The organism is Streptomyces sp. NPDC051913, from assembly GCF_044593635.1.
In the GTDB taxonomy this organism is placed as follows: domain Bacteria; phylum Actinomycetota; class Actinomycetes; order Streptomycetales; family Streptomycetaceae; genus Streptomyces.
The window spans coordinates 264,847-290,097 of the sequence record NZ_JBIUCI010000008.1; the positions used below are offsets into that span (position 1 = coordinate 264,847).

A 25,251-nucleotide genomic window follows, 5' to 3' on the forward strand; every position below is an offset into this window, starting at 1 on the left:
CGCTGGTCGTGGAGGGCTTCTCCCGCACGTCCCGGGACACAACGGTGGCGTGAACGCACCGTTCGTAGGGATGACCGTGGAAATGGCCCTCGCGTTCGCCGGGTTCTTCGGCGGCTTCGGCGCGTTCCTGCACGGGTCGCGCTCAGCGCCCTCGACTGGGCGGCGGGTCGCTGGGGCGAGGGCGGCGGCAGCGTACGGGACGTACAGGACGCGTTCGAGCGGAGTACTCGATGACCGCCGCAGCGCAGCGAGACACCACCACGCTCACGTACCGGACCGTCCCCAAGATCGCCGCGTGGGCCGCCGGAGAGACCACATCGAGCCGAATGGGGCATGTCGCCTGCCACACAGGGGAGTTGAACGGGCTCGACGTGGTCACCGCACGGATCCAGGTGACCTCGCTCGCTCCCGCCATGGGCGTGAGCGAGGAGCGTCGGGCCGCGATGACCGGCCGCAGGCCCCGGCGCCTGTGGTCCCGGCGGCGCGTGCCGACCGCCGCCGTGCCGGCCGTCGTGGCCACCGTGGCCTGCGGCGCCCTTGCCCTCGTCCTGGACCTGATCATGGTGCGCTCCGCGGCGCTCTGGCCAAGCGACGCCGCCCGCCGGCTGTGGCAACACGGGCCGGGTGACCCGTCGGTGACCCTGGCGAGCGGTCTGACGGCACTGCTCGGCCTGTGGATGATCGTGCTCGCCGTCGCCCCCGGACCGCGCCGACCCAGGACCGTCCGCTCCCCCGGCCCTCGGGTCGCAGCGACGGTGGACCGCTCGGCCGCCGAGACCGAGAAGGTGACCGCGCCGTACAGCCCTCACACCCGCCTGCGCCTCAGCGCCGTAGAGAATCGCCAACCCCATGTCCGCTGACCCCTACGCCGGCGACACCCGCCCCGCGCTCTCCCGTACCGGCCACCCCCGACTCGGCGCCGCCTGGTGGCCGGCCCTGCGGCGCACACCGGTGTCGCTGTGGAACGACGACATATCCGACTACGCCGCAGCGCTGACGTACTACGCGATCCTCTCCGTGCTGCCCGCGCTGCTGGTGACGGTCCTGTCGTTCGGCCTGATCAGCCCGGGCACGGCACAGGAGTTCGTCACCCAGGTCACGGCGTACGCGCCGGCCGAGTCCGCCGGCGATCTGCACGCCGCGCTGTCGCGGATGCTGGGCGCGGACAGCACGGCGTGGCCGCTGCTGGTCGCCGGGACCGTGAGCGCGCTGTGGTCCGCCTCCAGCTATCTCGCCGTCTTCCGCCGCGCGCTGCATCACATGCACCGCGTCGAGGACCAGCGCTCCCCCTGGCGGCGGGCCCACCGCATCCTGCTCACCGCGCTGGCCTTGCTGGTCCTGCTGCTCACCGGCTCCCTGGCCCTGCTGCTGACCGGGCCACTGGCCGAGGACCTGGGCCAGGTACTCGGGCTTCGCGCCACGGTGGCCTGGGGCTGGAGCGTGCTGCGGTGGCCGCTGCTGCTGTTCCTGGTGGGGCTGCTGGTCATCGTCGTCTTCCACACCGGCCCGGCCGAGGCCCGTCTGCGGGCGAACAGTCTGCCGGGCGGTGTCCTGGCCGCCGTGCTGTGGCTGACCGTCTCCACCGGTTTCGCGGTGTACGCCTCCACTCTGAGCACGTACAGCAGGCTCTACGGCTCTCTCGCCGGCGTCGTCGTCTTCCTGATCTGGCTGTGGCTGTCGAACCTCGCGCTGCTCAGCGGTGCGCAGTTCACCGCCGAACTGAGCAAGGGCGCCTCCGCACACGGCACCGGTAAGGGCTCCGCGTCGTAGCACGTCATCGCCGTCGCGGGGAGCTGACGCTCGAGGCCTCACCCGCCTCCGCGAGTCACCACGTCCGCTTGGACCGCCTGTTGGCCCCTGTCGCCGGCGAAGGGCCCGTGCAGGGCCGCCCACTGCAGGAGCAGGATGGTCTTGCCGTCGGTGATACGGCCGTTGCGGGTCATGGCGAGGGCCTCGGAGAAGGGGAGTTCGAGGACCTCGATGTCCTCGCCGTCCTCCTCGAGTCCTCCGCCGGTACCGGTTCGGTCGGCCGGGGTGTAGGGGGCGGCGAAGTAGTGGAGGCGTTCGGTGACCGAGCCTGGGCTCATGTAGGCGTCGAGGACGTGGGTGAGTGCGCCGAGTCTGACGCCGAGTTCCTCGGCGCTTTCGCGACGGATCGCCGTGTGCGGGTCGTCCGCGTCGAGCAGTCCCGCCGCCGCCTCGATGAGCATGCCGTCGGGGTGGCCGTTGACGTAAGCCGGGTAGCGGAACTGACGGGTGAGCAGGACGCAGCCGCGTTCGGTGTCGTAGGGCAGGACGACGGCGCCGTTGCCACGGTCGTAGGTCTCGCGCTGCTGGGTCTGCCACCGTCCGTCGCGGCGCCGGTAGTCGAAGGTGGTGCGGCGCAGGACGTGCCAGCCCTGGGAGGTGACTTCGACGTCGCGTATCCGGACGTCGGGGTTGCGGTCGAGGCCGCGCCCGGCCAGGTGAAGACCTGTGCGCCCGCGATGGTCGGGGATGTCGATGCCCGGGCGGCTGGTCACACGGTCTCCTGCGGGACGCGGCGGGGAATCTCCGCGACGTCGTGGTAGACGGGCAGGCCGCGGCGGCGGGCGGTGGCGACGTCCTGGTCGGCGCCGGCGGATTCGCCCGGCAGGCGCAGCACGGCGTCGCAGTGGGCGAGGAGTCGGTCGGCGGTCGGGTAGAGCACCTCGTCGGCGAGCGGGTCGGTGGGTCCCGCGTCGGCGGACCGGAGGACGGGCAGAGCGATCCACTCGCCGATCACGGGGAGATGGCCGGCCGCGAAGACGGGCCAGGCGGCGGTTTCGAGGCGGGCGAGGTTGGCGGCCATGGCTTGTGGGTCGCCGTTGGTGCCGGAGCGGTACGGGCCGGCGATCAGGATCAGCAGGGCCTTGTCGGTCATGGCTGCTAACATACACGCAGAATCGTGCAAGAACAGGAAGGAACGTGAATGCTGGCTGCTGAACGGCGCGAACACCTGCTCGATCTGCTCGCCCGCACGGGAAAGATCGTGGCCAAGGACGTCGCCGCCGACCTGGGCATCTCCGAGGACAGCGTGCGGCGCGACCTGCGAGACCTCGCCGCCGAGGGACTGTGCCAGCGGGTCTACGGCGGCGCGCTACCCGTGTCGCCCGCGGTGGCGGACTACGACGCCCGGCAGACAGTGGCCCCGGACGGCAAACGCAAGGTCGCCTCCCTGGCCGCCGGACTCGTACGGCCGGGCGGCTCGGTGATCCTCGACGGCGGCACCACCGCCCTCGCCGTGGCACGGGCCCTCCCGAAGGACCTCGCCTGCACCGTGATCACCCACAGCCCGACGATCGCCACGGCCCTCATCGACCACCCGCGGGCGGAACTCTTCCTGCTCGGGGGCCGCGTCTTCAAGCACTCGGCGGTCACCTGCGGCGCCGCCGCGGTCGAGGCCGCGCAGAACGTCTCCGCCGAACTCTGCCTGCTCGGTGTCACGGGCGTTCACCCCGAAGCGGGACTGACCACCGCGGACGCCGACGAGGCGGCGATGAAGCGCGCCCTGTCCGCGCGGGCCGCGGACACCTACATCCTCGCCTCCTCCGAGAAGATCGGCACGGCCTCGCAGTACCGCGTCCTGCCCTGGGAGAAGGTCACCGGACTGATCACCGACACCGACTCACACGACCCGGTCATCGGGCAGCTCGAAGCACTGGGCGTGGACGTCCTCGTAGCCGGCTGAAACCGGACGAGGAACCGACAGCCCTTCCCGGTACGAGGACCGGCGGCTGCCTCCGACAGAAAGGACCCGTCGCTGTCTCCGACCGAGTCAGCCAGGCGGGATCGCCGTCTCCGCCGCCGCCTTGATCCGGGCCCCGAAGGCAGTCGCGTCCTTGCGGGCCGCGACCAGTGCCAGACCGACCAGCAGCTTGCCCAGACCATGACCGTCCAGGACGTTGAAGATGCGGACGCGCGTCCTGCCGTCGGGCAGGGCCTCCAGGTCGTAGCCGCCCTCGCGCACGGTCACGCTGTTCCTGGACGCCTCGGTCCAGCGGATCTTCACCGGAGCGTCGAGCTCGGTGATACGGAACTCCCGAGCGGTCTTCATTCCGGCGTCCTTCACGGTGCTGCGGAAGACCGTGCCCACGGCGGTCGGCGTCTCCGGGATCCGTTCGATCCTGAGGACCCGCGGGCTGAACTGCGGATCGTTGCGCCCGTCGGCGAGGTAGTCGTACACCTCCTTCACGGGCCGGTCGATCTCGACGACCGCCTCGAACTGTCCGGACATGGGCACTCCTCATCGGTCGAGCCACGACGGTGCGTGGCTAGCCTTAATGAGCGGTTCTGCCATGACGGCACAGTGACCCTACGGGAGGGCGGGCCACCACGCGAGACCTGCGGAGCCCGCGGCGCATCCGCCCAGGCGGAGAGCGCGGAAGTTCTCTGTACAGCGCACCGAAATCCGGTCCGGGACGAGGCCTCCACTTCTGGTTGACCTCTGGATCCACGGGCACTCGGAGCGCCGCCGCAGGGCACGCTGCCCGAGGCAGTCCGGGAGGTATTCGTGGCCCGTCGTCATCGTCTGATCCAAGTCAGCCCGAGCGTGGTGTGGGACGTCCTCGCGGACGGCCACCGCTATGCGGAGTGGGTCGTGGGGACCTCACGGTCCGAGCCGGTCCGCGGTGAATGGCCGCGCCGGGACGCGGCCATCCGCTTCCAGGTCCCACTCGGCCCGCTGCGACTGGTCAACGAGACGGTGGTACGGCACTGCGAGGAAGGCGTCGCCCTGGAGTTGGAGGCCCACGCGGGCGTGCTGGGCACGGCGCGCATCGCCATCGAGCTGCGGGAGTGGGGCGAGCACAGCCTGGTCATCGTGGACGAGCACCCCTTGCGGGGAGTGGGCGGCACGCTCCACAACGTCGGATTCGACGCGCTGATCCAGCTTCGCCACCGCACCATGCTCGCCCGGCTCGCCCGTCTCTGCGAGAACCGGGCCCCGCACGAGCGGGATGCCCGAGACATCCGAAAGGCGCCGCACCTCGTCCCCGTCGACCGGGCCGGATCAGGACGGGAGGGGCCCGCTCATGCCTGACGCCGTGGTGATCGGCGCTGGCCCCAACGGCCTGGTGGCCGCCAACGTGCTGGCGGACGCGGGGTGGAGCGTGGAGGTACTGGAGGAGCAGCCGGAACCCGGCGGCGCGGTCCGCCACGACCACGGGGTCGACCCCGGATTCGTCAACGACCTCTTCAGCTCCTTCTACCCGCTCGCCGCCGCCTCCCCGGTGCTGGCCGGCCTGCGCCTGCAGGACCACGGACTGCGGTGGAGCCACTCCCCCAGCGTGCTCGCCCACCCCCTCACCGACGGCAGCTGCGCCCTGCTGGACCGTGACCTCGACACCACCGCCGCGTCCCTCGACGTCTTCGCGCCGGGCGACGGCGAGGGATGGCGGCGCCTGCACGACGTATGGCAGCGCCTGCGCCCTGACCTGCTGGACGCCCTGTTCACGCCGTTCCCGCCGGTGCGCGCCACGGCCCGGCTGGCCTGGCGGCTGCGGGCCGCGGGCGGGCTGCGGATGGCCCGGACGCTGGCACTTCCGGTACGGCGGATGGGAGAGGAGGAGTTTTGTGGGCAGGGCGGCCGGCTCCTGCTGGTCGGCAACGCCCTGCACGCCGACCTCGCCCCGGAATCAGCGGGCAGCGGCGGCTTCGGCTGGCTCATGGCCATGCTGGGACAGACGTACGGCTTCCCCGTCCCCGTCGGCGGCTCCGGCGCCCTGACCCAAGCCCTGACCAGGCGTCTGCGGACCCTCGGCGGGCGGGTCCGCTGCGGACAGCGGGTGGACGAGGTCGTCGTGCGCGGCGGACGGGCCGTCGGCGTCCGTACGGCCGCAGGTGACGCGGTTCCGGCACGCCGGGCGGTGCTGGCGGACGTGTCGGTGCCCGCGCTCTATGGCCGTCTCGTCGACGCGGAGCACCTGCCCGCGCAGCTCCTGGACGACCTGCGCCGCTTCCAGTGGGACTTCGCCACCTTCAAGGTCGACTGGGCGCTCGACGGACCGGTGCCCTGGCAGGCCGAGCAGGCGTCCCGCGCGGGCACCGTGCACCTGGCCGACGGCATCGACGAACTGACCCGTTTCGCCGCCCAGATCGCCATGCGTCAGGTCCCCGACCGTCCCTTCCTGCTGTTCGGACAGATGACCACCTCGGACGCCACCCGCTCCCCGCGCGGCACCGAATCGGCCTGGGCCTACACCCACATCCCCCACGAGATCGCCGCCGACGCCGCCGACGAGGGCATCACCGGGCGCTGGGACGCCAAGGAGCAGGAGCTCATGGCCGACCGGGTCGAGCGCCAGGTGGAGCGTTTCGCACCCGGCTTCCGCGCCCTCGTCCGGGCCCGTCGCATCCTGGCGCCCCCGACCCTGCAAGCCCTGGACGCCAATCTGTGCGGCGGCGCCATCAACGGCGGCACGACCGCCCTCCACCAACAACTCGTCTTCCGCCCCGTGCCCGGCACCGGACGTCCGGAGACCCCGGTCCCCGGCCTCTTCCTGGCCTCCTCCGGCGCCCACCCCGGCGGCGGAGTGCACGGCGCCCCGGGCGCCAACGCGGCACGCGCCGCCCTGCACCGCCACCGGCCCCCCGGCCTCACCCGCGCCCAACGCCTGCTCACCCACCGCGACCGCACCGGAACCAGACACTGACCCCACGACACCGCCCCACCGCGGCGGCCGTACCGCGGCCCTACCCGTCGAGGAGACCCATGAACGAGCCGCAGGAGAACCACGACGGCCCCGACCGTGACCACCAGCGCCCCACAGGCGTCGACGACACGACCGTCGAGGCCCTCGGGGCACTGTCCAAGGCACTGGAGACGACCGAACGGGCCAGAGGCCGCCTGTACGACTTCCACCAGCTGACCGGCAGCGCCGACCTGCAACTCGACCGAGCCGTACGGCTGTTGGAGGAGGCAGGGCATCCCGAATGGGCCGCGAAGGTCCGCTCGGAGATCCTCGGACGCAATGTCATCCCGGGTCACTGGACGTTCCAGATCGTCGAGGCCTACAACGCCACCTACTACCGGCCCTTCCAGCAGCTGGAGACAAGCGCGGTCCAGGAACTCGCCCAGGGCCGGGACCACTTGTACGAGGCGCAGATGAAGGAGGAGCGCCGCACACCCGGGCATCCCGACCACGGCTCGGGCCTGCCGAACGCTGATCTCTGAGCCTCGACGGCGGACGTCTGGAGCGGGGTCGTCGGGTCAATCGCATCGGGAGCGCCCACACATCCGAGGCATTGGGGTGTGAAACGCCTACCTCGACTGGACGGACACCGACACGATCCGCGACACCGGCCGGCACACAACCCTGCGGGAACGGCGCGCCGGGCGCGCGGGGTCCGGCAGCCGCTCCGTCATGCTTCCGCACGCTCTTCGTCCCGCGTCCGGTCCCGGAGGACGATGCGGAGAACAGCGACCAAGGGGTGGGCACATGTCCGTGGTGATGTCGATGAACTGGGCCGGGGTCACGCCCGAGCAGTACGACGTGGTGAAGGAGGCGGTCGGCTGGGAGGAGTCCGCGCCGGTTGGCGGCGAGGTCCATGTGGCCTGGTTCGACGCGCAGGGACTGCATGTGGTCGACGTCTGGGAGTCGGAGGAGGCCTTCCAGACCTTCTTCGCCGAACGACTGGCCCTCGCGGTCGAGAAGGCCGGCATCAGCGGCGCCCCGGAGACCTCCTTCAGCCCCCTGTACCGGCGGTTCGTCGCCCCGGGGGTCACCGGCGCCGCATGAGATGAGAAACGGATCCGGCGCCGCACACGACCGACGCCGGACCTGGGCACGGGACGAATGCGCACCCGGTCGATCGGGACGGCCGGGTAGCGCGCCGCGGCAGCGCGCTCGTTGTAACTGTCAGGCGTCGAAGCGGTTGCGGGCGGACTCGATGTACCCGAAGTAGCGGTGCGTCCAGTCGCACATCCCGTCGACGGTTGCGCGTAGGCCCTGGCCCGGCTCGGTGAGGGTGTACTCGACACGCGGCGGGACGGTGGCGTGCACCTTTCTGTCGACCAGGCCGTTGCGCTCCAGCATGCGCAGGTTCTGGGTGAGCATCTTGTGGCTGATGCCCTCGATCTCGTTCCGCAGTTCGCTGAAGCGCAGGGTGCGCTCACCGAGAGTCTCGATGATCAGGAACGCCCACTTGTTGGCGACGTCCGAGAAGATCTCCCGCGCCAACGAGTCCGCGCGCCTGAGGTCTGCTTCCTCGGACAGGCTCTTGACCTGTTTGGTCACCATAGGGTTCCCCAGTCACTGGAAAGTGCGTTCTTCCATGTCAGCGCTCACTCTCCTACGGTTCCTGAGTAACCACAAGAGACCGAAGGCGCCTGGGCGCTCAGGACAAGGAGTCGGACAGCATGGCCATCAACCTGGTGAACCCGAGCGGATTGCCCAAGATCGATGTCTACCGTCAGGTGTCGATCGCAACGGGGTCGAAGCTGGTCTTCGTCGCCGGCCAGGTCGCCTGGGATGCCGAGGGCATCACGGTCGGCGAAGGCGACCTCGCCGCGCAGGTCGAGCAGTGCTACCTCAATATCGGCACCGCTCTGGCCGAGGCCGGCGGCACCTTCGACGACGTCGCGAAACTGACCTTCTACGTCGTCGACTGGACCCCCGACAAAATGCCCACGCTCCTGGAGGGCATCTCCCGGGCGTCCGCGAAGCTCGGCACCACCCCGGTCCCACCGGCCACACTGCTGGGCGTCGCGGCCTTGGACGTCCCCGACCATCTGGTCGAGATCGAAGCCACCGCGATCCTCGATTGAACAGCGCCCTTCACCCACAGAACAGGGAAGTGCCAACGAGTGTGCTCAGTTGCCCACCTGCTTGTGGCTACGGCGGTTCAGCAGCTGGCTGCTGCCAGGAACTCGGCGGCGATGGTGGGGACTTGGGCCGAGGAGACGATCACCAGCACATGGCCGGTGCCGCCTACCCCCAGAGCCGCCGCCAGTAGCTTCGAGTTGCCGCCGGAGATCTCGCCCGCGGGCATCCAACAGCGAGTGCGTCAGCGCAGCTGGGCAGGGGTGTCGAGGTGCGGTCGCGGGGCGACGGCGCCGGCTGCCGCGACAGGACAGGCGCGGTCCCCTACGCCAAGCTGGAGGAGTTCGTCACCGCGGACGACTTCGCCCGGAGGAGAAGCCCAGTGCCCCTGGAAGAGACCAGATCCCTCACACCGCCATCAGCGCAGCCAGGGCGCGGTCCATCGCGGCGTTGAACTCTTCCGGCGTCAGCGGTAGACGGGACTTGACGTCCCGGCTCCACTGGTCGGCGAGGACCTCGGCGGAGTCCGCCTCGACACCGTCGAGGGCCGCGTCGGCGAGGTCCGACGGAGCGATCTTGTCCACCGGCCAGCCCGCGGCCATGTCGGTGTCGGCGAGGCCGAGGTGTACCGCTGTGACGAGCGTGCCCTGCTCGGCGAGTTCCAGGCGGACGCCGTTGGTCATGGCCCAGGCCGCGGCCTTGGTCAGGTGGTAGGCATTGGCTCCCTTGCCCCCGAACCACGACATGGCGGAGAGGACGTTGACGATCGCGCCCCCGCCGTTCCTGGCGAGCGAAGGCGCGAACTCCCGGATCATTCCCAGGTGGCCGAACATGTTGGTCTCCAGCTCGTGCCGCACCGCGTCCAGCGAGCCGGTGACCAGGTCGGTCCCCGTACTGATGCCCGCGTTGTTGATGAGAAGCGAGACGTCCGGGGCGGCTTCGGCAGCGGCTCTCACGGCGGCGGGATCGGTGATGTCGAGGGCAAGTACCTCGACCCCGGGCAGGTCCACGGTCTCCGGTCGGCGGGCCGTCGCGTAGACCTTGCGGGCGCCCCGTTCGAGCAGGCGCTGGGCGAAGGCGCGGCCCAGGCCGCGGTTGGCTCCGGTGACAAGGGCGACTGAGTTGTTGATGTCCATGCCCGGTACGCTAAAACCTGACGTTGACGTCAGAGGCAAGGGCTGGTCGTCAGGGCCGGAGTGAGAGGGATCACCATGACCGCCACCGAGACCGCGACCTTGACCGAGCGACTGATCCGCATCGGCGAGGTGGCGCGGGGCGCCGGCGTCTCGGTGCGCGCCGTGCGCTACTACGAGCAGCAAGGGCTGCTCATCGCGGAGCGCAGTCCCTCCGGCCAGCGCCTCTACCGACAGGACGCCATCTCCCGGGTCCGCTTCTTCCAGCAGATGTTCGCCGCGGGCCTGACCAGCCGAAGGATCACCGAACTCATGCCGTGCTGGGATGCCGGGCACACCGACGCCGACCAACGAGCCATGCTGCGCGCCGAACGCGACCGCATCCAGGCCAAGATCGACGACCTCCAGGCCGCCCGGGACCGCCTCGACGAGGTCATCGCGATCACGGACAACCACCCGTAGGCGCAGTCCGTCAGACGTCTCATCAGCGATACGTCACCGCGGTCTGGGGGCACGCCGGGCCTGGCCGTGTCACTTGAACTGATGTCACCGCGCCGTTGGGTACTCGCGCCAGCTCCTGACTCCGTCGGGGCCATGCGGTGTTCGAGTGACGTGCCCAAAGTCGGCGGGTCGAGTGTGGTCAGAAGCCGAAAGAGTTGTGTGGCTCGGGTTCGGTGCGGAACATCCGGGCGAGCTTTCCGATCGTGCCTTCGGCGTGCTCAGTGATGTGGCCCGCATCCGCCAGGTGGAGTGCCGACATACCGCCGAGATAGAGCGAACTGAGCGCGGGGAGCGTGATGGTCAGGTCCGCTCTCTCGTCGGTCGGAGCGCACGTCGCTGCGGTGTCGTCTGCCGTGAGATGCCATGTCCCGTTGTTCGCGGGGCACATCTGGTCGTCGTCGATGGTGAATTTCAACTCGCCGGGTGTGAGGTACGAGCGTTGTGTCAGAGCTCGGGGGACGTCGAGAAGGCGGGCCCAGAGATTGTCCGTCTGCCGCGTGACGCGCATCGCTCGCGGGTTCATGAGCATCCACCGCAGAGGTTCATCGCGCGGACGGCCGGGCGCCACGACGGTCTTGGTGAGGTCGAAGTCGATCAGCAATCCCCACAAAGCGCGGTAGGCCACAGAGCTCGTCGCCTCCAGGGCTTCCACCACGAGCGTGCCCGCCCGGTCCGCTGTCGGGGACCAGGGCAGTCGGAAGTTCGCGATGCCGTCCACATTGCCGTGCCGGTCGCGATGGGTGAGGAAGCGGAGCGGTCCGTTTGTGCCGTCTGCTTCGTCGGACAGCCCGTCCCAGCGCCCAGGCGGAGGGCTGAGCTCACCGACGCGGCGCGCCCTCACCTCCGCATGCACCCGGGGCCAGGCCGCTTTCGCCTGAGCAGCGTCGACCAGCTCCAGCGACCCGGGATCCGGGTCTGCCGGACGGAGGGCCGCTTCGTGACGCGCCAGCTCCCACCGGGTGCAGTAGGTCGCCGGCGAAAACCCGAACCGCCCGTAGATGCTGCCCTCGCTCGCGCTGAGCATCGCCAACGGCTCGCCTCGCTCCAGAGCGGCCTCGAACATGGCCTGCATCATCTGCCGCAGGAAACCGCGCCGACGGTGCGTCGCGATCACCCCGGTAGCCGTGACGCCGGCCATCCCCACCGTTCTCTCGGCAGGAACCGTCACCTCAAAGGAGATCATCGCTGACGCGCCGACACACCGGCCGTCGACGAACGTTGCGATCGGGTGGAAGGAACCGTCCTCGAAGTCGGCTGCGGCCCATTTCTCGAGCTGCTCTGCGCTCGCAGGCGTGCGCTGGGGAGGCCATGGCTCCGGGCCACCATGCCACGCGGCGTCCGCAGCCTCCCAGCTCGGCAGCCCGTTCGCGAACGGCAGTGCCCGGTAGTACGCGGCCATCTCATCCCGGAGGGGCGGGCGGACCTCAGTCACCATGCCCGACATTGCAGCCACCGCCCTCACGGACGAGCAACCAGATATTCCCGCGCCTCTCAGTCACTTGGCGCCCACCGACGAAGCAGCGCTCTGCCTCCGCGCAGGCCGCCGCGCGATTACCGCAGTGATGTTCGGGCCGCTACGATGCGATCTTCGCCTGGGGGATGATGCTGATGTCTGACGTGCGTGAACGTGTGATGCCTGCACCACTGCGGGCCGTCCAGATCCTGCTGTTGACGCTCACGCTGGCCGGCATCGTCTCGATGCTCGCGCTCTCCGACAGCCTCACCGCCTACGGACAGGGCGAGATGATGGCGCCCTGGCTGCTGGTGTGGGTCAGCGCGGCGCTGTGCCTCACCTACGACGGAAGCGCACGCGGCGGGGTGCGGATGACGACCGTCGCACTGATGGCGTTCATGGTGCTGCCGACCATCACTCGCCTGAGCGAGGCGGAATCGCCCGGGCTGTTCCTCGACGCGGCCGTACGGATCCTGCTCGGGGTACCCGTGATCGTGCTGTTGTTCCTGCCCGAGTCGACGGCCTGGTTCGACCGTGAGCGGTGACGCTCCAAGCGCGGCGGTCAGCACGAAACAGACGCGCGTGATATCCGCGGACGCCAGATGTGGCCGGCACAAGGGGATCTGACCCGAAATCACATTCTCTCCCCTGCGGAGCATCCGCCCGGATAGACTCCGCCGAATCCGCGGCTATCGGGGGAATTGCATGCCTCTCCAGACTTCCCGGCATTTACGTCGACTTCCCATGGCACTGCCAGTGGCCGTGGCAATGGCCACCATGGTGGCGTTCGTCGGCGGGTGCACATCCAGCAAGAGCACAGACGGCAAGAGCGGCTCCGCCCCCTCGACTTCACCTTCACCCGTCTCGTTTCCGTCCAGCCCGCCAGACGCCGCGCGGTGCCGGGGAACGGTGCTCGATCATCGCGACATCAAGCACCCGGACCTCGGAACGGTCCGCGTGTTCCTGGTGCGGCGGACCGATTCCAACCCCCTTCCCGGGTGCGTCGCATCCGTCACCGGCAGCGGTCAGGTCCTCAAAACCCTCGACGTGGAGGTCTACGAAAACGAACTGAAATTCGCCGACCCTGCATCCGACGCCACCAAGAACACGTTCGTGATCTACAACCCCGGACGCTATGACGGGGTGCTGATCCTGGTACCTGCCAAAAACGGGTTCGAGGACACCGGCTGGACCGACCAGGAGAACCACTACGTCGGCGGAAAGCTCGCTTACTACCATGCCCGACTCGCCGGCCCGGGCGGAGACGGCCGGTACACCATCGTCAGCTACACGAACTCCTGCGACCCCAGCTGCGCCGAGGGCGCCACCTCGAAAGTCACGTTGCATTGGAACGGCCGCGAATACCTCCCGACCGAATGACGACGAGGCGCACGCCCCTCACATTTCAGCGGGCCGGTCGGGCGTTCGCATGGCTGCGGGCCCGTATCGCCCGCCGCCGGCGTATCAGGACCGACCTCGGTTGCCGAGCCTTCTTCTCCTACAGCGGGGACCGCGACCGGCGGTGGCTGCCGCACCTGCAGCGGGCGATCGAGAAACAGGCACGCCCCTGGTACCTGCCGCCTCGGATCAGGGTCTTCCTGGACAGCAGCGGCGGTGTACCGATCGGCCCCCGCCTCTGGGCGAAGATCGTGGCAGGCCTCACCCGTTCCCACTGGCTCGTGGTCATGGCCTCGCCGGAGGCGAAGGAATCGAAGTGGGTCACCCGGGAGATCAACTGGTGGCTGACGAACAAGTCGGCTGAGACCATCCTGCTCGTGGTGACCGCGGGACAGTTGGTATGGGACGAGCAACGGGACGACTGGGATCCAGAACGCTCAACGGCGTTGCCCGCCTGCCTGCTGGGACAGTTCGACCATGAACCGGCCTGGAAAACCGCAGTTCCCAGCCACCCGGACAGCGGTGCCGATCCTCTGCCGGACATCGACACAATCGCCCTCGGTATCGCCTCCGTCGTGCGTGATCTTCCAGAGGCCGACCTGCGGTCGGAAGGTCTCCGCGACACCAAGCGCAACCTACAGACAGCCAAGTTCATCGCGGTCGTACTGGGCCTGCTCCTCCTGATCGCGACCTCGGTGTCCGTGATCGCGGTGATCGCACGCGACGAGGCCACCCGTCAGCGCGATCACGCCATTGCCCAGCAGCTGATCAGTCAGAGCTCCTCCCTCGCGACCGTCGACCCGTTCGGCTCCCGGTTGAAAGCCCTGGCAGCATGGCGGATCGACCCCACCCCGGAATCCCGCCTCGCCGTGCTCAACGCCGCCGTCAACCCGGAGTCCGGCTTGCTCGCTCACTCCGGGCAGGTGAGAGCGGTCGCTTTCAGCCCGGACGGCAGGACCATCGCCACCGGTGGCTACGACGGCGTCGTGCGGCTCTGGGACGCGGCGACCCAGCGGAAGATCGGCCCCCCGCTCATCGGGCACAACGCCGGCATCACGTCGCTGGCCTTCGCACCGGGCGGCGGGACTCTGGCCAGCTCCAGTTTCGACGGCACCGCCCGGCTCTGGAACGTCGCCGACCACCAGCAGATCGGCGCCGCCTTCGACGCCCGCGCCGGAGCGATCTATGCGGTCGCCCTCAGCCCTGACGGCAGGACCCTCCTCACCGGAGGCGGGGCCGACGCCTCCGTACGGATATGGGACGTGGCGGCACACCGCCGACTCGGCAAGCCACTCGGCGGTCCAGCCTATGGCGGTGCCGCCCTGGCCTTCAGTCCCGACGGCAGAACCTTCGCCTCCGGTATCGACGACGACCTGCGCCTCTGGGACACCAACTCCCGCACCCCTATCGGCAAAGGACTGACACGCGAAGGCTACGGAATCTCGTCCGTCGCTTTCAGCAGGGACGGCAAGACCCTCGCCGCCACCGATCTCGACGGTAGCGTCCGCCTCTGGAACACCACCACCCGAGCCCCGGTCGGCAAGCCGCTCATCGCCGATCACCGAGGGGCCGAGTCGGTGGCCTTCAGCCCCGACAACACGATGCTCGCCACGGCATACGACGACGGCAGCGTCCAACTCTGGGACGTCGTCCGGCACATCCCAGTGGGGGCAGCGTTCACCGGCCACACCAGCACGGTCTGGGCTGTGGCCTTCAGCCCAGACGGATCGACACTGGCCAGTGCCAGTAACGACACCACGGTCCGGCTGTGGGATGTCCGCACCCAACGACAGACCGGGACGGCGTTCGACCCACAGGAGGACCTGGACGCGCCCGTACTCATCCCCCACGCTCAGACCCTGGCCGCCGTGGGATCCGACGACGCCGTACACCTCTGGGACATCGCCGCACACCGCCAGAGCAGGAATCCTCGCGTCTCCGCCGACCTGAGCATCTCCCCCACAATCTCCGTCAGTCCGGACCGCAGGACGCTCGCATTGACGTCTTTCGACACGAACTACGACGTGATGCTCTGGGACCTCACGGCCCACCGCCAGATCGGCCAGGTCCTGCCCCACCACACCGAAGAAGTTCTCGCCATGACCTTCAGCCCCGACGGCACAAGACTCGCCGTTTCCGACGGGGACTCGGTGCGGATCTGGAATCCGGCAACGCAACGTCAGATCGGCAGAGCGATCGACGGCAGAGCGACGCACGTCGAATTCAGCCCCGACGGCCGTACCGTCGCCACCAGCACCGAGGACGACACGGTGGCGCTCTGGGACGCCACCACACAGCGCCGCATCGGCGAGACGCCCTCTGCCCACACCTCGGAGATCAACGCGGTGAAGTTCAGCCCCGACGGCGCCATGCTCGCCACCGCGGGCCGGGACAACACCGTCCGGCTCTGGAGCACGACCACAGGCAAACACATCGGCGAACCATTGACCGGCCACCGCGACAGCGTGACCTCCCTTTCCTTCAGCCCTGACGGGAAAACGCTGGCCACCGGCAGCAGAGACCTCACCATCAGACTCTGGGACGTCGCCACCCGACAACAGATCGGCGCACCGCTCCAAGGACACACCGCTGTCGTCACCGACTTGGTTTTCGGCCCCGCCGGCAAGACGCTCGTGAGCTGGAGCAACGACAACACCGCACGGCTCTGGGATGTGAACGCCACCGTGGACCCCGTGCAGACACTGTGCGGATGGGCACGAGGCGCTTTCGACGCGGATCAGTGGCGCGCTTACGTCCCCTCCGGCCCCGCTGTCCGCCAACTGTGCCCGCAGGGTTGACCCGAGCCACCGCTCGTCGACTCCGCGGCGACTCTCCGGTCTGCTGCACGCCGTGGCGCGTTCTCGCTGGCACGCAGCGCGTCGACCGTCGAGCACGGGAAGTCACGTGATCAGCTGACTAGTAGTGTGCGGCCATGTCTGATCCCGTCCCCTTCAGCATGCCCACCCGTTTCGACGGAGGCCTAGGCCGTGTAGCAGTTGTCGTTCCAGGTGTCGGGTACTCGCCCGCTCGGCCGCTGCTGCACTTCGCTCGGAGCGTCCTGCTTCAGCACGGCTGGACGGTCCAGGAGCTGTGGTGGCGGATCCCCGATGGGTTCGCGCAGTTCACGGTGGACGATCGGATCGCATGGGTGGAGCGGCAGGTCGCCGAAGCCATCGAAGCCGAGTCGGGGGCTTGTCGGCTCGTCGTCGGCAAGTCCCTGGGCTCCCTCGCCTGCGGCGTCACGGCCGACCGCAACATCCCGGCAGCGTGGCTCACCCCGCTCTTGACCATCGACCGCGTTGCCGCGGCTCTCCGACGGACCACGGAGCCGACCCTCCTCGTCGGCGGAAGCGCCGACACGCTGTGGGATTCACGAATTGCCGCGTCCCTGCGCCACGACGTCCTGGAAGTGCCCTCGGCGGACCACGGCCTGGAGCTCGCGGACGATGCCGCAGGATCGGTTGACGTCCTGCGGCAAGTCGTCTCCCGGCTGGACGACTTCATCGGCTCGCTCGACCGCTGAGGCCATCCACTTGGCTGCCCCCCCACCGCTCGGAAGGCAGACCAGCGTGCCGTGAGGGGGGCCGGCTTCGCTCACCAGGCGCAAGTCCCGGCCAGCCTCCGCGAGCGGGCGGGTGCGGTCGTCGCGCTCAGTCAGTCAGCCGGCCGTCGGCAACCATGTGGGCATACCGGGTGACCGCTCGGCGCGGACGGCCACCAGCTTCTCGCGGCTGTCTTCCACGCCGACCAGCCCCTGCCGTACCAGCCAGGGCCGCCGGGATCGCAGCACGGGGCCGCAGGGCACCATGGCAGGACGCCGCCCGGACGCAGCAGACCGGGCGCCGCCTCGCAGATGCGGTCCACGAACGCCCTGCAGTCCCCGCCCGCCTCCCACACACGGGCCGGCCCGCGGTGCGGCAGCCTGGCCGCGGGCGAGGGGACGTAGGGCGGATTGCTGACCACGAGGTCGTACGACACGCCTCTGACCATCCTCGGGAGGTCCCCGCGCCGGACCCGCACCCGCTGTCGTGCCAGCAGCGCATTGACGCGCGTGATGAACACGGCCAGCCGCGAGATGTCGACAGCGGCGACCGCGCCGCTGCCGGTCCCGAGGTCCAGAACGTCGGTCGCGGGGTCGACGCGCTCCCGGTCCCGCTGAGGGGCTGGCGTCACTCTGGGTGACCAAGGCGCGGTGATCCCACCTCAACGACCACTCCCGCGTCCGTGACCTGTACGTTTCCAGCAGGCGTGGGCGGGGACCCGACCAGTGTGGTGGCTTACGGAGCGGAACAGCGGGTGAGGATGCCCGCGTTGCGGGCCGGTTGGGCCACGCAGACGTTCGTGCACTGGCCCTTCCGGCCGCAGGCGGTCGCGGCTCTCCTGCCCGGGGAACTGGCCGTCGACGAGTACGAGGGAACGGCCTGGGTCAGTCTGACGCCGTTCGTCATGTCGTGCGTACGGCCGGGCGTCGTGCCTGCCTGCGCGCCCTGGCTGCCGACGTTCGCGGAGACCAACCTGCGCACCTATGTGCGGCGCGAGGACGGGCGGGACGGGCTCTGGTTCCTGTCGATCGAGGTCGCATGCCCTCTGATGGTGGCGGCGCGGGCCGTCGGGGCGCCGTACAGCCCCGGGACGCTGCATGTCTCGCGAGGCGAGGGCAGCGTCTCGTACTCCGGTTCGCGCTGGGCGGGTGGCCCGTCGTACCGGCTGGTCGCCCGTCCCGGTGCCACGATCCTGCCTACGGAGCGGGATGTGTGGCTGACCTCGCGTTGGCGGGCGTACACCCGCCGCTTCGGGCGGCTGTGGGAGACGCCGGTCGAGCACGAGCCGTGGCCGCTGTCCGGCGCCACCGTGGAGGTGCTGGACGAGACGCTGACCGCTGCGGCGGGTCTCCCGGAGCCGCTGGGCGAGCCGGTCGTGCACTACTCCGAGGGGGTCCGCCACGTACGGCTGGGGATGTCGCGGCCATGTCCGCGCTGAGGGACGGAGCGCCCCAACTGCTGCAGCTGCCCACCTCGACCGGTTACGGCCTCGGCCTCATGAACGCTCCCTGGCAGAGCCTCGTCGCCACGGTGCTGCTGGGCGCGGGCGGCGTCCTCGCCGTCTCCTCGCTTCCCGCGTACACCCACGGCCGACAAGGAAGAGACAGCCGCGCGAGCGGCCGCCTAGCGTCCGCGGGCGCCGACCGGGAATGCCAAGAGCGCAACACTGCTTCGCAACGAAGTAGACCACCCGTCAAAGAGACACGCGCTACGCCTTCCGGGCCAGCCCGGCGGCAATGAGGTGCTCCCAGACCGTGAGTTCCCGCCTCTGCCCGATGTCCATGGCGCCATCGGTCTCATCAGGACGCCACAGAGACGCGGGAACGATCCCCGGGTCGAGGATCTCCAGACCGTCCAGCAGTGAGGCGATCTCCGCGTCCGTCCGCCACCGGCCACGGCCGAACGTCTGCTGCAGCACCGCCTCGGCCTCCGTGGTCTCGGGGTTGTCACCCGAGCGGAAGTGACTGATGAAGAAGTAGCTCCCCGACACCACATGATCGCGCCAATAGCGGACGATGCCGGCCGGGTCCTCGTCGTCGTTGACGTGATGGAGGATGGCGCTGAAGATCACAGCGACCGGACGATCGAAGTCGATGAGTTCGACGGTGTCGGGGTGCGTACGAACGGCCTCGGGGTCGCGTACATCGACGGCGACGACGCGGGTCCCCTCGTTGTCCTCCAGCAGTGCGCGGCCATGCACCAGCACCTGGGGATCGATGTCGACATAGACCACCCGGGACTCAGGAGCGTGCCGTTGGGCGACCTGGTGGACGTTGTCCGCCGTCGGCAGGCCACTGCCCAGGTCCACGAACTGCCGGATGCCGGTGGTCCTCGCGATCTCCCTGACCGCACGGGTCAGCGCCGAGCGGTTGGCAAAGGCGATGGCCACCGATCCGGGCAGGTCCCGTTTGAACACGTCCCCGATCTCCCGGTCCACGGCGTAGTTGTCCTTGCCGCCGAGCAGATAGTCGTAGACACGGGCGATGCTGGGCTTGGCCGGGTCGATGGAGGAGCCTTTGTACGTCATGGCCGCCATTCTGCCCAACAACTTCGCCCGCCCACCCCCGAATTGACCGCCTCCGGCCAGCCCAGGCAGCCCGAAGGCGAGGCCGGCAAGCGCCGGGCGCGGATTCCTTGTGCGAACGACAGGATGTCGCCGTAGGTGCGAACTGGGCCCTGACAGGATGAGCTAGTGCCTGTCCTCGGATGGTCGGTCGGGTAGAGCCCGGCAGCGAAGCCGTACACCACATCGCCTCCGCGGGGCAGTTGCGCGTAGTCGTTGGCGAGTTCCAGGACCCGCGTCCAGAACTCGCGGGCCTGTTCCCGGGGGATCCGCACACACCGCACGATCGAGGAGTGTTCATCTGCCTGGTGCGCGGGGGCCGACTCGGCGGCGGCCGTGGCGAGATCGTTGTTTGCAGTACGGCGCCTCGGCCTCGCCGGTCTGACTGACCGTGCCGACGCGGAAGACGCGCGCGGGGCGGCCGTAGTAGCGCTCGTTGATGGCCCGCACCCGCCGGGTCCGTACGACCTTCAGCAACTCGGCATCCGCCAGGTCGCTCACGTGGTGCGCGACCGTGCTCTTGGGACGGCCCAGTGCGGCAGCCAGTTCGCTCACGGTCGCGGCGCGTTCGCGGAGCTGGGCCGGGGCTGTCACGTCGCGAGATCAGGGGTTCGGGCATGACAGAGGTCGTACTGTTCCATCACTCGCAGGGGCTGACGCCCGGAGTCGCCGCTTTCGCCGACGAGCTCCGCGCGGCCGAACACCTGCCGCAGGAGGTTGTTTACGTCGGCTTCTCACTCGGCGTGCTTCCCGGTGCAGGTGCATGCGAAGGAAGCCGATCCGTTGTTCGCCGAGGACATCGACGCCGCCCGCGCGCTCGTCTCCGACTGCGCTGATGCGGAGATGTTCCTGTACCCCGGCGACCAGCACCTGTTCGCGGACGGTTCGCTGCCGTCCCACGACCCGGACGCCGCCAAGCTCCTTACCCAGCGGGCGATCGAGTTCCAGGGTCAGGGCGTGTGGTTGAGGACGTTGCCGTTGACGCAGTGGTTGACCGTGTCGCCGTTCCAGGCGCCTCCGACGGGGACGACGGCGAGCTCCTGGAAGCAGACGGACGCCGCGCTGAAGTTCCAGTTGTTGGCTGCGTTGACGCCGGGGCCGAAGTTGCTGTCGCCGTCATCGGCGTTGGCGGGAGCGGCAAGGGCGAGAGTGGCGACGGTGAGCGCGGCCAGCGTGATGATCTTCTTCATGCCCGGGCAACGACCGCATGGGAGTCCGGGCACGGCAGGTGCCCCTCATGGAGCAACGCGAGATCATCCGGACCGGCAGCGGTTCGGGTCGAACGTCGATGGCGTGCGCCCCTCGCCGTCCCGGAACTCAGGCCGCTGTGCGGGATTTCGAGAGCGACCGGGGCCCGGATGCCGACGGAGTGGTGGCATACAGCATCCGGGGCGCCCTGCCCGCCACCGAATAGCCCCCTGGCGCGGCAGCACCGGGCATGTGGAGGAGCCCCGTGGCTCCTCCACAACGGCGGCCCCGCCCCGGTCGGTCGCAGCATCCCGTGCCACATCCCCGACCGCGTGGCTCAGCCCAGCGTGCGCTCCAGTCGTTCCGCCACCAGCTTGACGAACCGGGCGGGCTCCTTGGGCTGTCCGCCTTCCGCGAGGACGGCGAGTCCGTGCAGCAGTTGGGCCGTCTCGGCGAGCTCCGCCCGGTCCTCCTGCTCCGCGTAGGCTTGCCGCAAGCCACGCACGAGTGCGTGAGCGGGGTTGAGTTCGAGAATCCGCTTGGTGACCGGCACTTCCTGGCCCATCGCCCGGTACATGTTCTCCAGTGCGGGGGTGAGGTCATGGGCGTCGGAGACGACGCACGCCGGTGAGACGGTCAGGCGGGTCGACAGACGGACGTCTTTGACCTCCTCCCCCAGCTGCTCCTTCATCCACTCCAGCAGGCCGGCAAAGCTCTCGTCCTGCTCCTCCCGTGCGCTGTCCTCCTGTTCGCCGCCCTGGACGTCGAGGTCGATCTCGCCCTTGGCGACGGACCGCAGCTGCTTGCCCTCGAACTCGCCCACGGCGTCGACCCACACCTCGTCGACGGCGTCGGTCAAGAACAGGACCTCGACGCCTCGGGCCTTGAACACCTCCATGTGCGGGGAGTTCTCGATGCTCTGCCGGGACTCACCGGTCAGGTAGTAGATGTGCTCCTGACCGTCCTTCATCCGCTCCACATACTGCTGGAGCGTCGTCGGCTCGTCCCCCTCATGGGTGCTGACGAAGGACGCGACCGCGAGGATGGCGTCGCGGTTGTCCGGGTCACCGAGCAGTCCCTCCTTCAGCACGGCGCCGAACTCACGCCACAACGTGGCGTACTTCTCGGGGTCGTTGGCCTTCATCTCCTTGACCGACGACAGGACCTTCTTGGTCAGCCGTCGCTGGATCATCCTGATGTGGCGGTCCTGCTGGAGGATTTCCCGGGAGACGTTGAGCGACAGGTCCTGCGCGTCGACGACACCCTTGACGAAGCGGAGGTACGGCGGCAGCAGCGCCTCGCAGTCGTCCATGATCAGCACGCGTCGGACGTAGAGCTGGAGACCGCGCCGGAAGTCCCGGGTGAACAGGTCCTGCGGGGCGTGGGCCGGGAGGAACAGCAGCGCCTGGTACTCGAAGGTGCCCTCGGCCTGGAACCGGATCGTCTCCAGAGGGTCGCGCCAGTCGTGGCTGACGTGCTTGTAGAGCTCGTGGTACTCGTCCGCCGAGACCTCCTCGCGCGAGCGCGCCCACAGGGCCTTGCGCGAGTTCAGCGTCTCCGGCTCGGCCGTCTCCTCGCCGTCGCCGTCCTCGGGCACGAGGCGGATCGGCCAGGTGATGAAGTCCGAGTACCGCTTGACGATCTCCCTGATCTTCCAGGTGGAGGTGTAGTCGTGCAGCTGGTTCTCGGGGTCCGCGGGCTTGAGATGGAGCGTCACCGACGTACCCTGCGGAGCCTCCTCGACCTTCTCCAGCGAGTACGTGCCCTCACCACGGGACGACCAGCGCGTGCCGCTGCTCTCGCCGAGGCGCCGGGTCACCAGGGTCATCTCGTCGGCCACCATGAATCCGGCGTAGAACCCGATGCCGAACCGGCCGATCAGCCCCTCCGCGCCGGCCTCGTCCTGAGCCTCCTCCAGTTCCTTGAGGAGGGTGGCCGTACCGGAGTTGGCGATGGTGCCGATCAACGTGCCGACCTCGTCGTACGACATCCCGATGCCGTTGTCCCGCACGGTGAGCGTGCGGGCCTGCGGGTCGACGTCGATCTGGATGTGCAGGTCGGTAAGGTCCGCGCCGAGGCTGTCGTCGCGCAGGGCGGCCAGGCGCAGCTTGTCGAGCGCGTCCGAGGCGTTGGAGACGAGCTCCCGCAAGAAGACGTCCTTGTTCGAGTAGACCGAATGGATCATCAACTGGAGCAGCTGACGGGCCTCTACCTGAAACTCAAACGTTTCGGTCGACATGGTTCGCGTGTCCCTCACAGGTTCCTGAGTCGCGGAAAACGAGTGACAGTTACTTTAAAACACCACGTCAGGGCGTTTCACGTGAAACTGACAGCTCGTCACGCCTCAGTCCCGGCGGGCCGTGACGTCACCGTTGACCGTGGTCAGGGTCATCAGGCGGTTCCGGTCGGCGCCCTGAGCGTGGACATCGGTGGTGGTGCGCCCGTTGTCGGTGGTCATGATGACGCGGTAGGACGGGGCATCGCGGGGGACGGTGACGTCGACCGAGCCGTTGACAGTCCTCCCGGTCACGCCCGCGGGCGCCGTAGCGCACTGCATCACCACATCGCCGTTGACGGTGCTCGCGTGCAGCCGGCCGGCCTCGAGGCCTGTCGCGCGCACCGATCCGTTACGGCTCGACAGCCGCAACGGGGCGTGCTCCTGACCGGAGTGGGTCACCGTCACGTCGCCGTTGACGGTGGTGACGTCCAGCGCGGCGGCGACGTCCACCGCGTCGACGCCGGCATTGCGGGCGGTGACGGTGACCTTCGCGCCGTCGGGGATCTGGACGTACGGCATCCGTGGACAGCCGTGGGCGTCGTGGTCGGCGCAGTCCAGATCCAGGGTCCAGCGGTCGCCGTGGTGGGACCAGTGCCCGTCGATCCGGTCGTCCACGGTGATGTGGTCACCGTCGGCCGGGCGCAGTCGCAGTCCGTTGTCGGTGCTGATCAGCACTTCGTCCCCGGACGCCGCCGCACGCAGTGCGTTGTCGGCTCGGGAGGCGTCGGTGCCACCGTCGTCGCAGGAGCCCGCGAACGGCAGCGCCAGCAGCAACAACAGCGTGGGCGGCACTCGGTGCCGTAGGAGCATCACCTTCATGCCCCTACGGTTGCCCCGCATCGACCCGGCCATGGCGGCGTGCGCGGTGTCGCCTGTACGCGCAGAGCGGGCCAGACCACCGAGGCCCGGCCCTACGGGACGTCCCGGCAGGGTAGGGGCATCCCCCGGCCGGATAGGGCGATCAGCCCCATCGCTGACCGCCTCCCCCTCCAGCAAGCTCAGTGCGTACAGGACGGAACCGGTGTGCTGACCGAGAGGCGTGGCAGAGATGAGACATGCGCGACGGACGCTCCTGAGCGCTATGACGGCATTGGCGACGGTGGCGATACTTGCGGCCCCGACTGCCGTCGCGGCGACACCTCACGAAGCGGATCGCACGGGGCTTCAGGAATCGCTGGACGGCGTCGTGGCCACGGGGGCCGTGGGTGCGCTGGCGGAGGTGCGTGACACGGACGGGACATGGCGGGGCGTCAGTGGGGTTGCCGAGCTGGGCACGACGCGACCGGTTCCGGCTGCCGGGAGGTTCCGGGCAGTCAGCATCACGAAGACGTTCGTCGCCACCGTCGCCCTGCAACTCGTCGACGAGGGAAGGCTGCGGCTGGACGACACGGTCGAGAAGTGGCTGCCAGGCGTCGTGCCGGACGGCGACCACATCACCCTGCGCCAACTGCTCAACCATACGAGCGGGGTGTACGACTACAGGCGCACGTTGCCGATGCCGCCCGGGCCGGAGTTCCTGGTCAACCGCTGGCGGACCTGGACGGCGGGCGAGCTGGTGCGGCGTGCCGTGGCCGAGGCGCCGACGTTCGAACCGCCGGGTTCGGCCTACAGCTATGCGAACACCGGTTACGTGCTGCTCGGCCAGATCATCGAGGAGGCGACCGGACGGGCCTACGGTGAGGAGATCGAGCGCCGGATCATCCGGCCGTTGCGGTTGCGCGGCACCTCGCTGCCGGGTACGTCCCCGCGCATCGACGGACCGCACCCGCGCGGCTATGTGCCGATCGAGCGGGCGACGGGACACACCTCGTCGAGTACACGGAGATGAACCCTTCGGTGATGGGCGCGGGCGGCGAGATCATCTCCACCGCGAAGGATCTCAACCGGTTCGTCGCCGCTCTGCTCGGTGGTCGGCTGCTGCCGAATCGCCTCCTCGCCGAGATGAAGACACCGGGTGTCGCGGGCAGGGCCTACGGGCTGGGGCTGGCCTGGAAGGACACCTCGTGCGGAGTCCGGGTGTTCGGCAACGACGGCGATGCCCTGGCGTACCAGGCCTGGTCGTTCGCCGCGGAGGACGGGCGGCGTCAGGTCACCGTCGCCCTCACACCCGACTTCCGCGGCGACCCCGACGACGCGGTCGACGCGCTTCTGGATCGGGCCTTCTGCGACTGACCGACGGGGGCATGGACTCCGGCCCACGGCTCGGCGCTGCGGCGGCCTGATCTTCGCCGGGTGGTCAGACGGCGCGTCCGCTTCAGGTCCCTCGGCTCCACAAGGTGGCTTCGCCAGCCGATGGCACGCTCGCTTGAGGGGCTGCGGTCAGAAGTGGCTGGGGGCGCCCGATGTCGCGATGATGGGCAGAACGCGGGGCGGTGGCTGTGATGCCGTCCGCAACGCGATGCGAGGACCGGGCGG

General features: G+C 69.3%; 28 protein-coding genes and 2 pseudogenes. 17 read left to right on the forward strand and 13 right to left on the reverse strand.

The annotated features are described in order from the left end of the window. The first annotated feature begins 230 nt into the window (after positions 1–230). On the forward strand, positions 231–860 hold the full coding sequence (locus ACIHIX_RS25440; protein ID WP_399959861.1) for a hypothetical protein: 630 nt from the start codon (positions 231–233) through the stop codon (positions 858–860). Beyond that, a complete protein-coding gene (locus ACIHIX_RS25445) occupies positions 850–1,770 on the forward strand; it encodes a YihY/virulence factor BrkB family protein (RefSeq protein WP_399959862.1) in 921 nt (306 codons plus the stop codon). The genes ACIHIX_RS25440 and ACIHIX_RS25445 overlap by 11 nt, the downstream gene beginning before the upstream one ends. 38 nt (positions 1,771–1,808) lie before the next feature. On the opposite strand, the gene ACIHIX_RS25450 is transcribed toward ACIHIX_RS25445, so the two are convergent. Next, complete coding sequence (locus tag ACIHIX_RS25450; protein ID WP_399959864.1) at positions 1,809–2,522, reverse strand: NUDIX domain-containing protein; 714 nt, start codon at positions 2,520–2,522, stop codon at positions 1,809–1,811. Further along, positions 2,519–2,902, reverse strand: a complete 384-nt coding sequence (locus tag ACIHIX_RS25455; protein WP_399959866.1) for a DUF4406 domain-containing protein — start codon at positions 2,900–2,902, stop codon at positions 2,519–2,521. Before ACIHIX_RS25455 ends, ACIHIX_RS25450 begins: the two co-directional genes overlap by 4 nt. A 48-nt stretch (positions 2,903–2,950) precedes the next feature. Between ACIHIX_RS25455 and ACIHIX_RS25460 the strand changes: the two genes are divergently transcribed. Beyond that, on the forward strand, positions 2,951–3,709 hold the full coding sequence (locus tag ACIHIX_RS25460; protein ID WP_399959868.1) for a DeoR/GlpR family DNA-binding transcription regulator: 759 nt from the start codon (positions 2,951–2,953) through the stop codon (positions 3,707–3,709). An 87-nt stretch (positions 3,710–3,796) separates the two neighbouring features. Here the strand turns inward: ACIHIX_RS25460 and ACIHIX_RS25465 are convergent, their stop codons facing one another. Further along, positions 3,797–4,255 carry an SRPBCC family protein gene (locus tag ACIHIX_RS25465; RefSeq protein WP_399959870.1) on the reverse strand — a complete coding sequence of 153 codons (459 nt, stop codon included), beginning with the start codon at positions 4,253–4,255 and terminating at the stop codon, positions 3,797–3,799. 276 nt (positions 4,256–4,531) lie between these two features. Here ACIHIX_RS25465 and ACIHIX_RS25470 point away from each other — a divergent pair, with 276 nt between their 5' ends. The 4 genes from ACIHIX_RS25470 to ACIHIX_RS25485 all read left to right on the forward strand — a co-directional run bounded on the left by ACIHIX_RS25470 (position 4,532) and on the right by ACIHIX_RS25485 (position 7,757). Continuing rightward, on the forward strand, positions 4,532–5,059 hold the full coding sequence (locus ACIHIX_RS25470; protein WP_399959872.1) for an SRPBCC family protein: 528 nt from the start codon (positions 4,532–4,534) through the stop codon (positions 5,057–5,059). Continuing rightward, positions 5,052–6,671 carry a phytoene desaturase family protein gene (locus ACIHIX_RS25475; RefSeq protein ID WP_399959874.1) on the forward strand — a complete coding sequence of 540 codons (1,620 nt, stop codon included), beginning with the start codon at positions 5,052–5,054 and terminating at the stop codon, positions 6,669–6,671. The genes ACIHIX_RS25470 and ACIHIX_RS25475 overlap by 8 nt, the downstream gene beginning before the upstream one ends. A gap of 59 nt (positions 6,672–6,730) precedes the next feature. Then, on the forward strand, positions 6,731–7,192 hold the full coding sequence (locus tag ACIHIX_RS25480) for a hypothetical protein (protein ID WP_399959876.1): 462 nt from the start codon (positions 6,731–6,733) through the stop codon (positions 7,190–7,192). A gap of 265 nt (positions 7,193–7,457) precedes the next feature. Next, entirely contained in the window at positions 7,458–7,757 is a 300-nt protein-coding gene (locus tag ACIHIX_RS25485) for a hypothetical protein (protein WP_399959877.1), read from the forward strand. A gap of 120 nt (positions 7,758–7,877) precedes the next feature. On the opposite strand, the gene ACIHIX_RS25490 is transcribed toward ACIHIX_RS25485, so the two are convergent. Next, positions 7,878–8,258 carry a winged helix-turn-helix transcriptional regulator gene (locus ACIHIX_RS25490; RefSeq protein ID WP_399959879.1) on the reverse strand — a complete coding sequence of 127 codons (381 nt, stop codon included), beginning with the start codon at positions 8,256–8,258 and terminating at the stop codon, positions 7,878–7,880. 119 nt (positions 8,259–8,377) lie between these two features. Between ACIHIX_RS25490 and ACIHIX_RS25495 the strand changes: the two genes are divergently transcribed. Next, positions 8,378–8,785, forward strand: coding sequence for a RidA family protein (locus ACIHIX_RS25495; protein ID WP_399959881.1), 408 nt, complete (start codon positions 8,378–8,380; stop codon positions 8,783–8,785). A 77-nt stretch (positions 8,786–8,862) separates the two neighbouring features. Here the strand turns inward: ACIHIX_RS25495 and ACIHIX_RS25500 are convergent, their stop codons facing one another. Both ACIHIX_RS25500 and ACIHIX_RS25505 read right to left on the reverse strand, forming a co-directional pair. Then, positions 8,863–9,009 (reverse strand): hypothetical protein, encoded by a 147-nt coding sequence (locus tag ACIHIX_RS25500; RefSeq protein WP_399959883.1) that lies wholly within the window; start codon positions 9,007–9,009, stop codon positions 8,863–8,865. A 178-nt stretch (positions 9,010–9,187) separates the two neighbouring features. After that, complete coding sequence (locus ACIHIX_RS25505; protein WP_399959885.1) at positions 9,188–9,916, reverse strand: SDR family oxidoreductase; 729 nt, start codon at positions 9,914–9,916, stop codon at positions 9,188–9,190. Between the two features lie 75 nt (positions 9,917–9,991). On the opposite strand from ACIHIX_RS25505, the gene ACIHIX_RS25510 reads away from it, so the two are divergent. Continuing rightward, positions 9,992–10,375 carry a MerR family transcriptional regulator gene (locus tag ACIHIX_RS25510; RefSeq protein ID WP_399959887.1) on the forward strand — a complete coding sequence of 128 codons (384 nt, stop codon included), beginning with the start codon at positions 9,992–9,994 and terminating at the stop codon, positions 10,373–10,375. Between the two features lie 178 nt (positions 10,376–10,553). On the opposite strand, the gene ACIHIX_RS25515 is transcribed toward ACIHIX_RS25510, so the two are convergent. Continuing rightward, positions 10,554–11,849, reverse strand: a complete 1,296-nt coding sequence (locus ACIHIX_RS25515) for a GNAT family N-acetyltransferase (RefSeq protein ID WP_399959889.1) — start codon at positions 11,847–11,849, stop codon at positions 10,554–10,556. A gap of 197 nt (positions 11,850–12,046) precedes the next feature. Between ACIHIX_RS25515 and ACIHIX_RS25520 the strand changes: the two genes are divergently transcribed. From ACIHIX_RS25520 to ACIHIX_RS25535, 4 genes are all read left to right on the forward strand, one after another. Further along, entirely contained in the window at positions 12,047–12,412 is a 366-nt protein-coding gene (locus ACIHIX_RS25520) for a hypothetical protein (protein ID WP_399959890.1), read from the forward strand. A gap of 199 nt (positions 12,413–12,611) precedes the next feature. Then, a complete protein-coding gene (locus ACIHIX_RS25525; RefSeq protein WP_399959892.1) occupies positions 12,612–13,247 on the forward strand; it encodes a hypothetical protein in 636 nt (211 codons plus the stop codon). Beyond that, complete coding sequence (locus ACIHIX_RS25530) at positions 13,244–16,063, forward strand: hypothetical protein (protein WP_399959894.1); 2,820 nt, start codon at positions 13,244–13,246, stop codon at positions 16,061–16,063. Before ACIHIX_RS25525 ends, ACIHIX_RS25530 begins: the two co-directional genes overlap by 4 nt. Before the next feature lie 134 nt (positions 16,064–16,197). Further along, positions 16,198–16,788 (forward strand): alpha/beta hydrolase, encoded by a 591-nt coding sequence (locus ACIHIX_RS25535; protein WP_399959895.1) that lies wholly within the window; start codon positions 16,198–16,200, stop codon positions 16,786–16,788. A 135-nt stretch (positions 16,789–16,923) separates the two neighbouring features. Here the strand turns inward: ACIHIX_RS25535 and ACIHIX_RS25540 are convergent. Beyond that, a pseudogene (locus ACIHIX_RS25540) lies at positions 16,924–17,462 on the reverse strand (methyltransferase). A 105-nt stretch (positions 17,463–17,567) separates the two neighbouring features. Between ACIHIX_RS25540 and ACIHIX_RS25545 the strand changes: the two are divergent. After that, on the forward strand, positions 17,568–18,245 hold the full coding sequence (locus ACIHIX_RS25545) for a YqjF family protein (protein ID WP_399960213.1): 678 nt from the start codon (positions 17,568–17,570) through the stop codon (positions 18,243–18,245). Between the two features lie 270 nt (positions 18,246–18,515). Here ACIHIX_RS25545 and ACIHIX_RS25550 read toward each other — a convergent pair whose 3' ends face one another. Continuing rightward, the gene (locus ACIHIX_RS25550; protein ID WP_399959897.1) at positions 18,516–19,334 is read right to left on the reverse strand and encodes an SAM-dependent methyltransferase; all 819 of its coding nucleotides are present in this window, start codon (positions 19,332–19,334) and stop codon (positions 18,516–18,518) included. 333 nt (positions 19,335–19,667) lie between these two features. Beyond that, positions 19,668–19,964 (reverse strand): helix-turn-helix domain-containing protein, encoded by a 297-nt coding sequence (locus tag ACIHIX_RS25555; RefSeq protein ID WP_399959899.1) that lies wholly within the window; start codon positions 19,962–19,964, stop codon positions 19,668–19,670. A 23-nt stretch (positions 19,965–19,987) separates the two neighbouring features. Between ACIHIX_RS25555 and ACIHIX_RS25560 the strand changes: the two are divergent. Continuing rightward, positions 19,988–20,315: pseudogene (locus ACIHIX_RS25560) on the forward strand (dienelactone hydrolase family protein); the annotation flags it as partial. Between the two features lie 5 nt (positions 20,316–20,320). On the opposite strand, the gene ACIHIX_RS25565 reads toward ACIHIX_RS25560, so the two are convergent. The 3 genes from ACIHIX_RS25565 to ACIHIX_RS25575 all read right to left on the reverse strand — a co-directional run bounded on the left by ACIHIX_RS25565 (position 20,321) and on the right by ACIHIX_RS25575 (position 23,655). Continuing rightward, complete coding sequence (locus tag ACIHIX_RS25565) at positions 20,321–20,560, reverse strand: hypothetical protein (RefSeq protein ID WP_399959901.1); 240 nt, start codon at positions 20,558–20,560, stop codon at positions 20,321–20,323. Between the two features lie 335 nt (positions 20,561–20,895). Beyond that, complete coding sequence (gene htpG / locus ACIHIX_RS25570; RefSeq protein WP_399959903.1) at positions 20,896–22,797, reverse strand: molecular chaperone HtpG; 1,902 nt, start codon at positions 22,795–22,797, stop codon at positions 20,896–20,898. 105 nt (positions 22,798–22,902) lie between these two features. Beyond that, the gene (locus ACIHIX_RS25575; RefSeq protein ID WP_399959905.1) at positions 22,903–23,655 is read right to left on the reverse strand and encodes a DUF4097 family beta strand repeat-containing protein; all 753 of its coding nucleotides are present in this window, start codon (positions 23,653–23,655) and stop codon (positions 22,903–22,905) included. Between the two features lie 367 nt (positions 23,656–24,022). On the opposite strand from ACIHIX_RS25575, the gene ACIHIX_RS25580 reads away from it, so the two are divergent. Both ACIHIX_RS25580 and ACIHIX_RS25585 read left to right on the forward strand, forming a co-directional pair. After that, positions 24,023–24,664: a serine hydrolase domain-containing protein gene (locus ACIHIX_RS25580; RefSeq protein WP_399959907.1), complete on the forward strand. Its 642-nt coding sequence runs from the start codon at positions 24,023–24,025 to the stop codon at positions 24,662–24,664. Continuing rightward, entirely contained in the window at positions 24,661–25,008 is a 348-nt protein-coding gene (locus ACIHIX_RS25585; protein ID WP_399959909.1) for a serine hydrolase, read from the forward strand. The genes ACIHIX_RS25580 and ACIHIX_RS25585 overlap by 4 nt, the downstream gene beginning before the upstream one ends. The last annotated feature ends 243 nt before the right edge of the window (positions 25,009–25,251 follow it).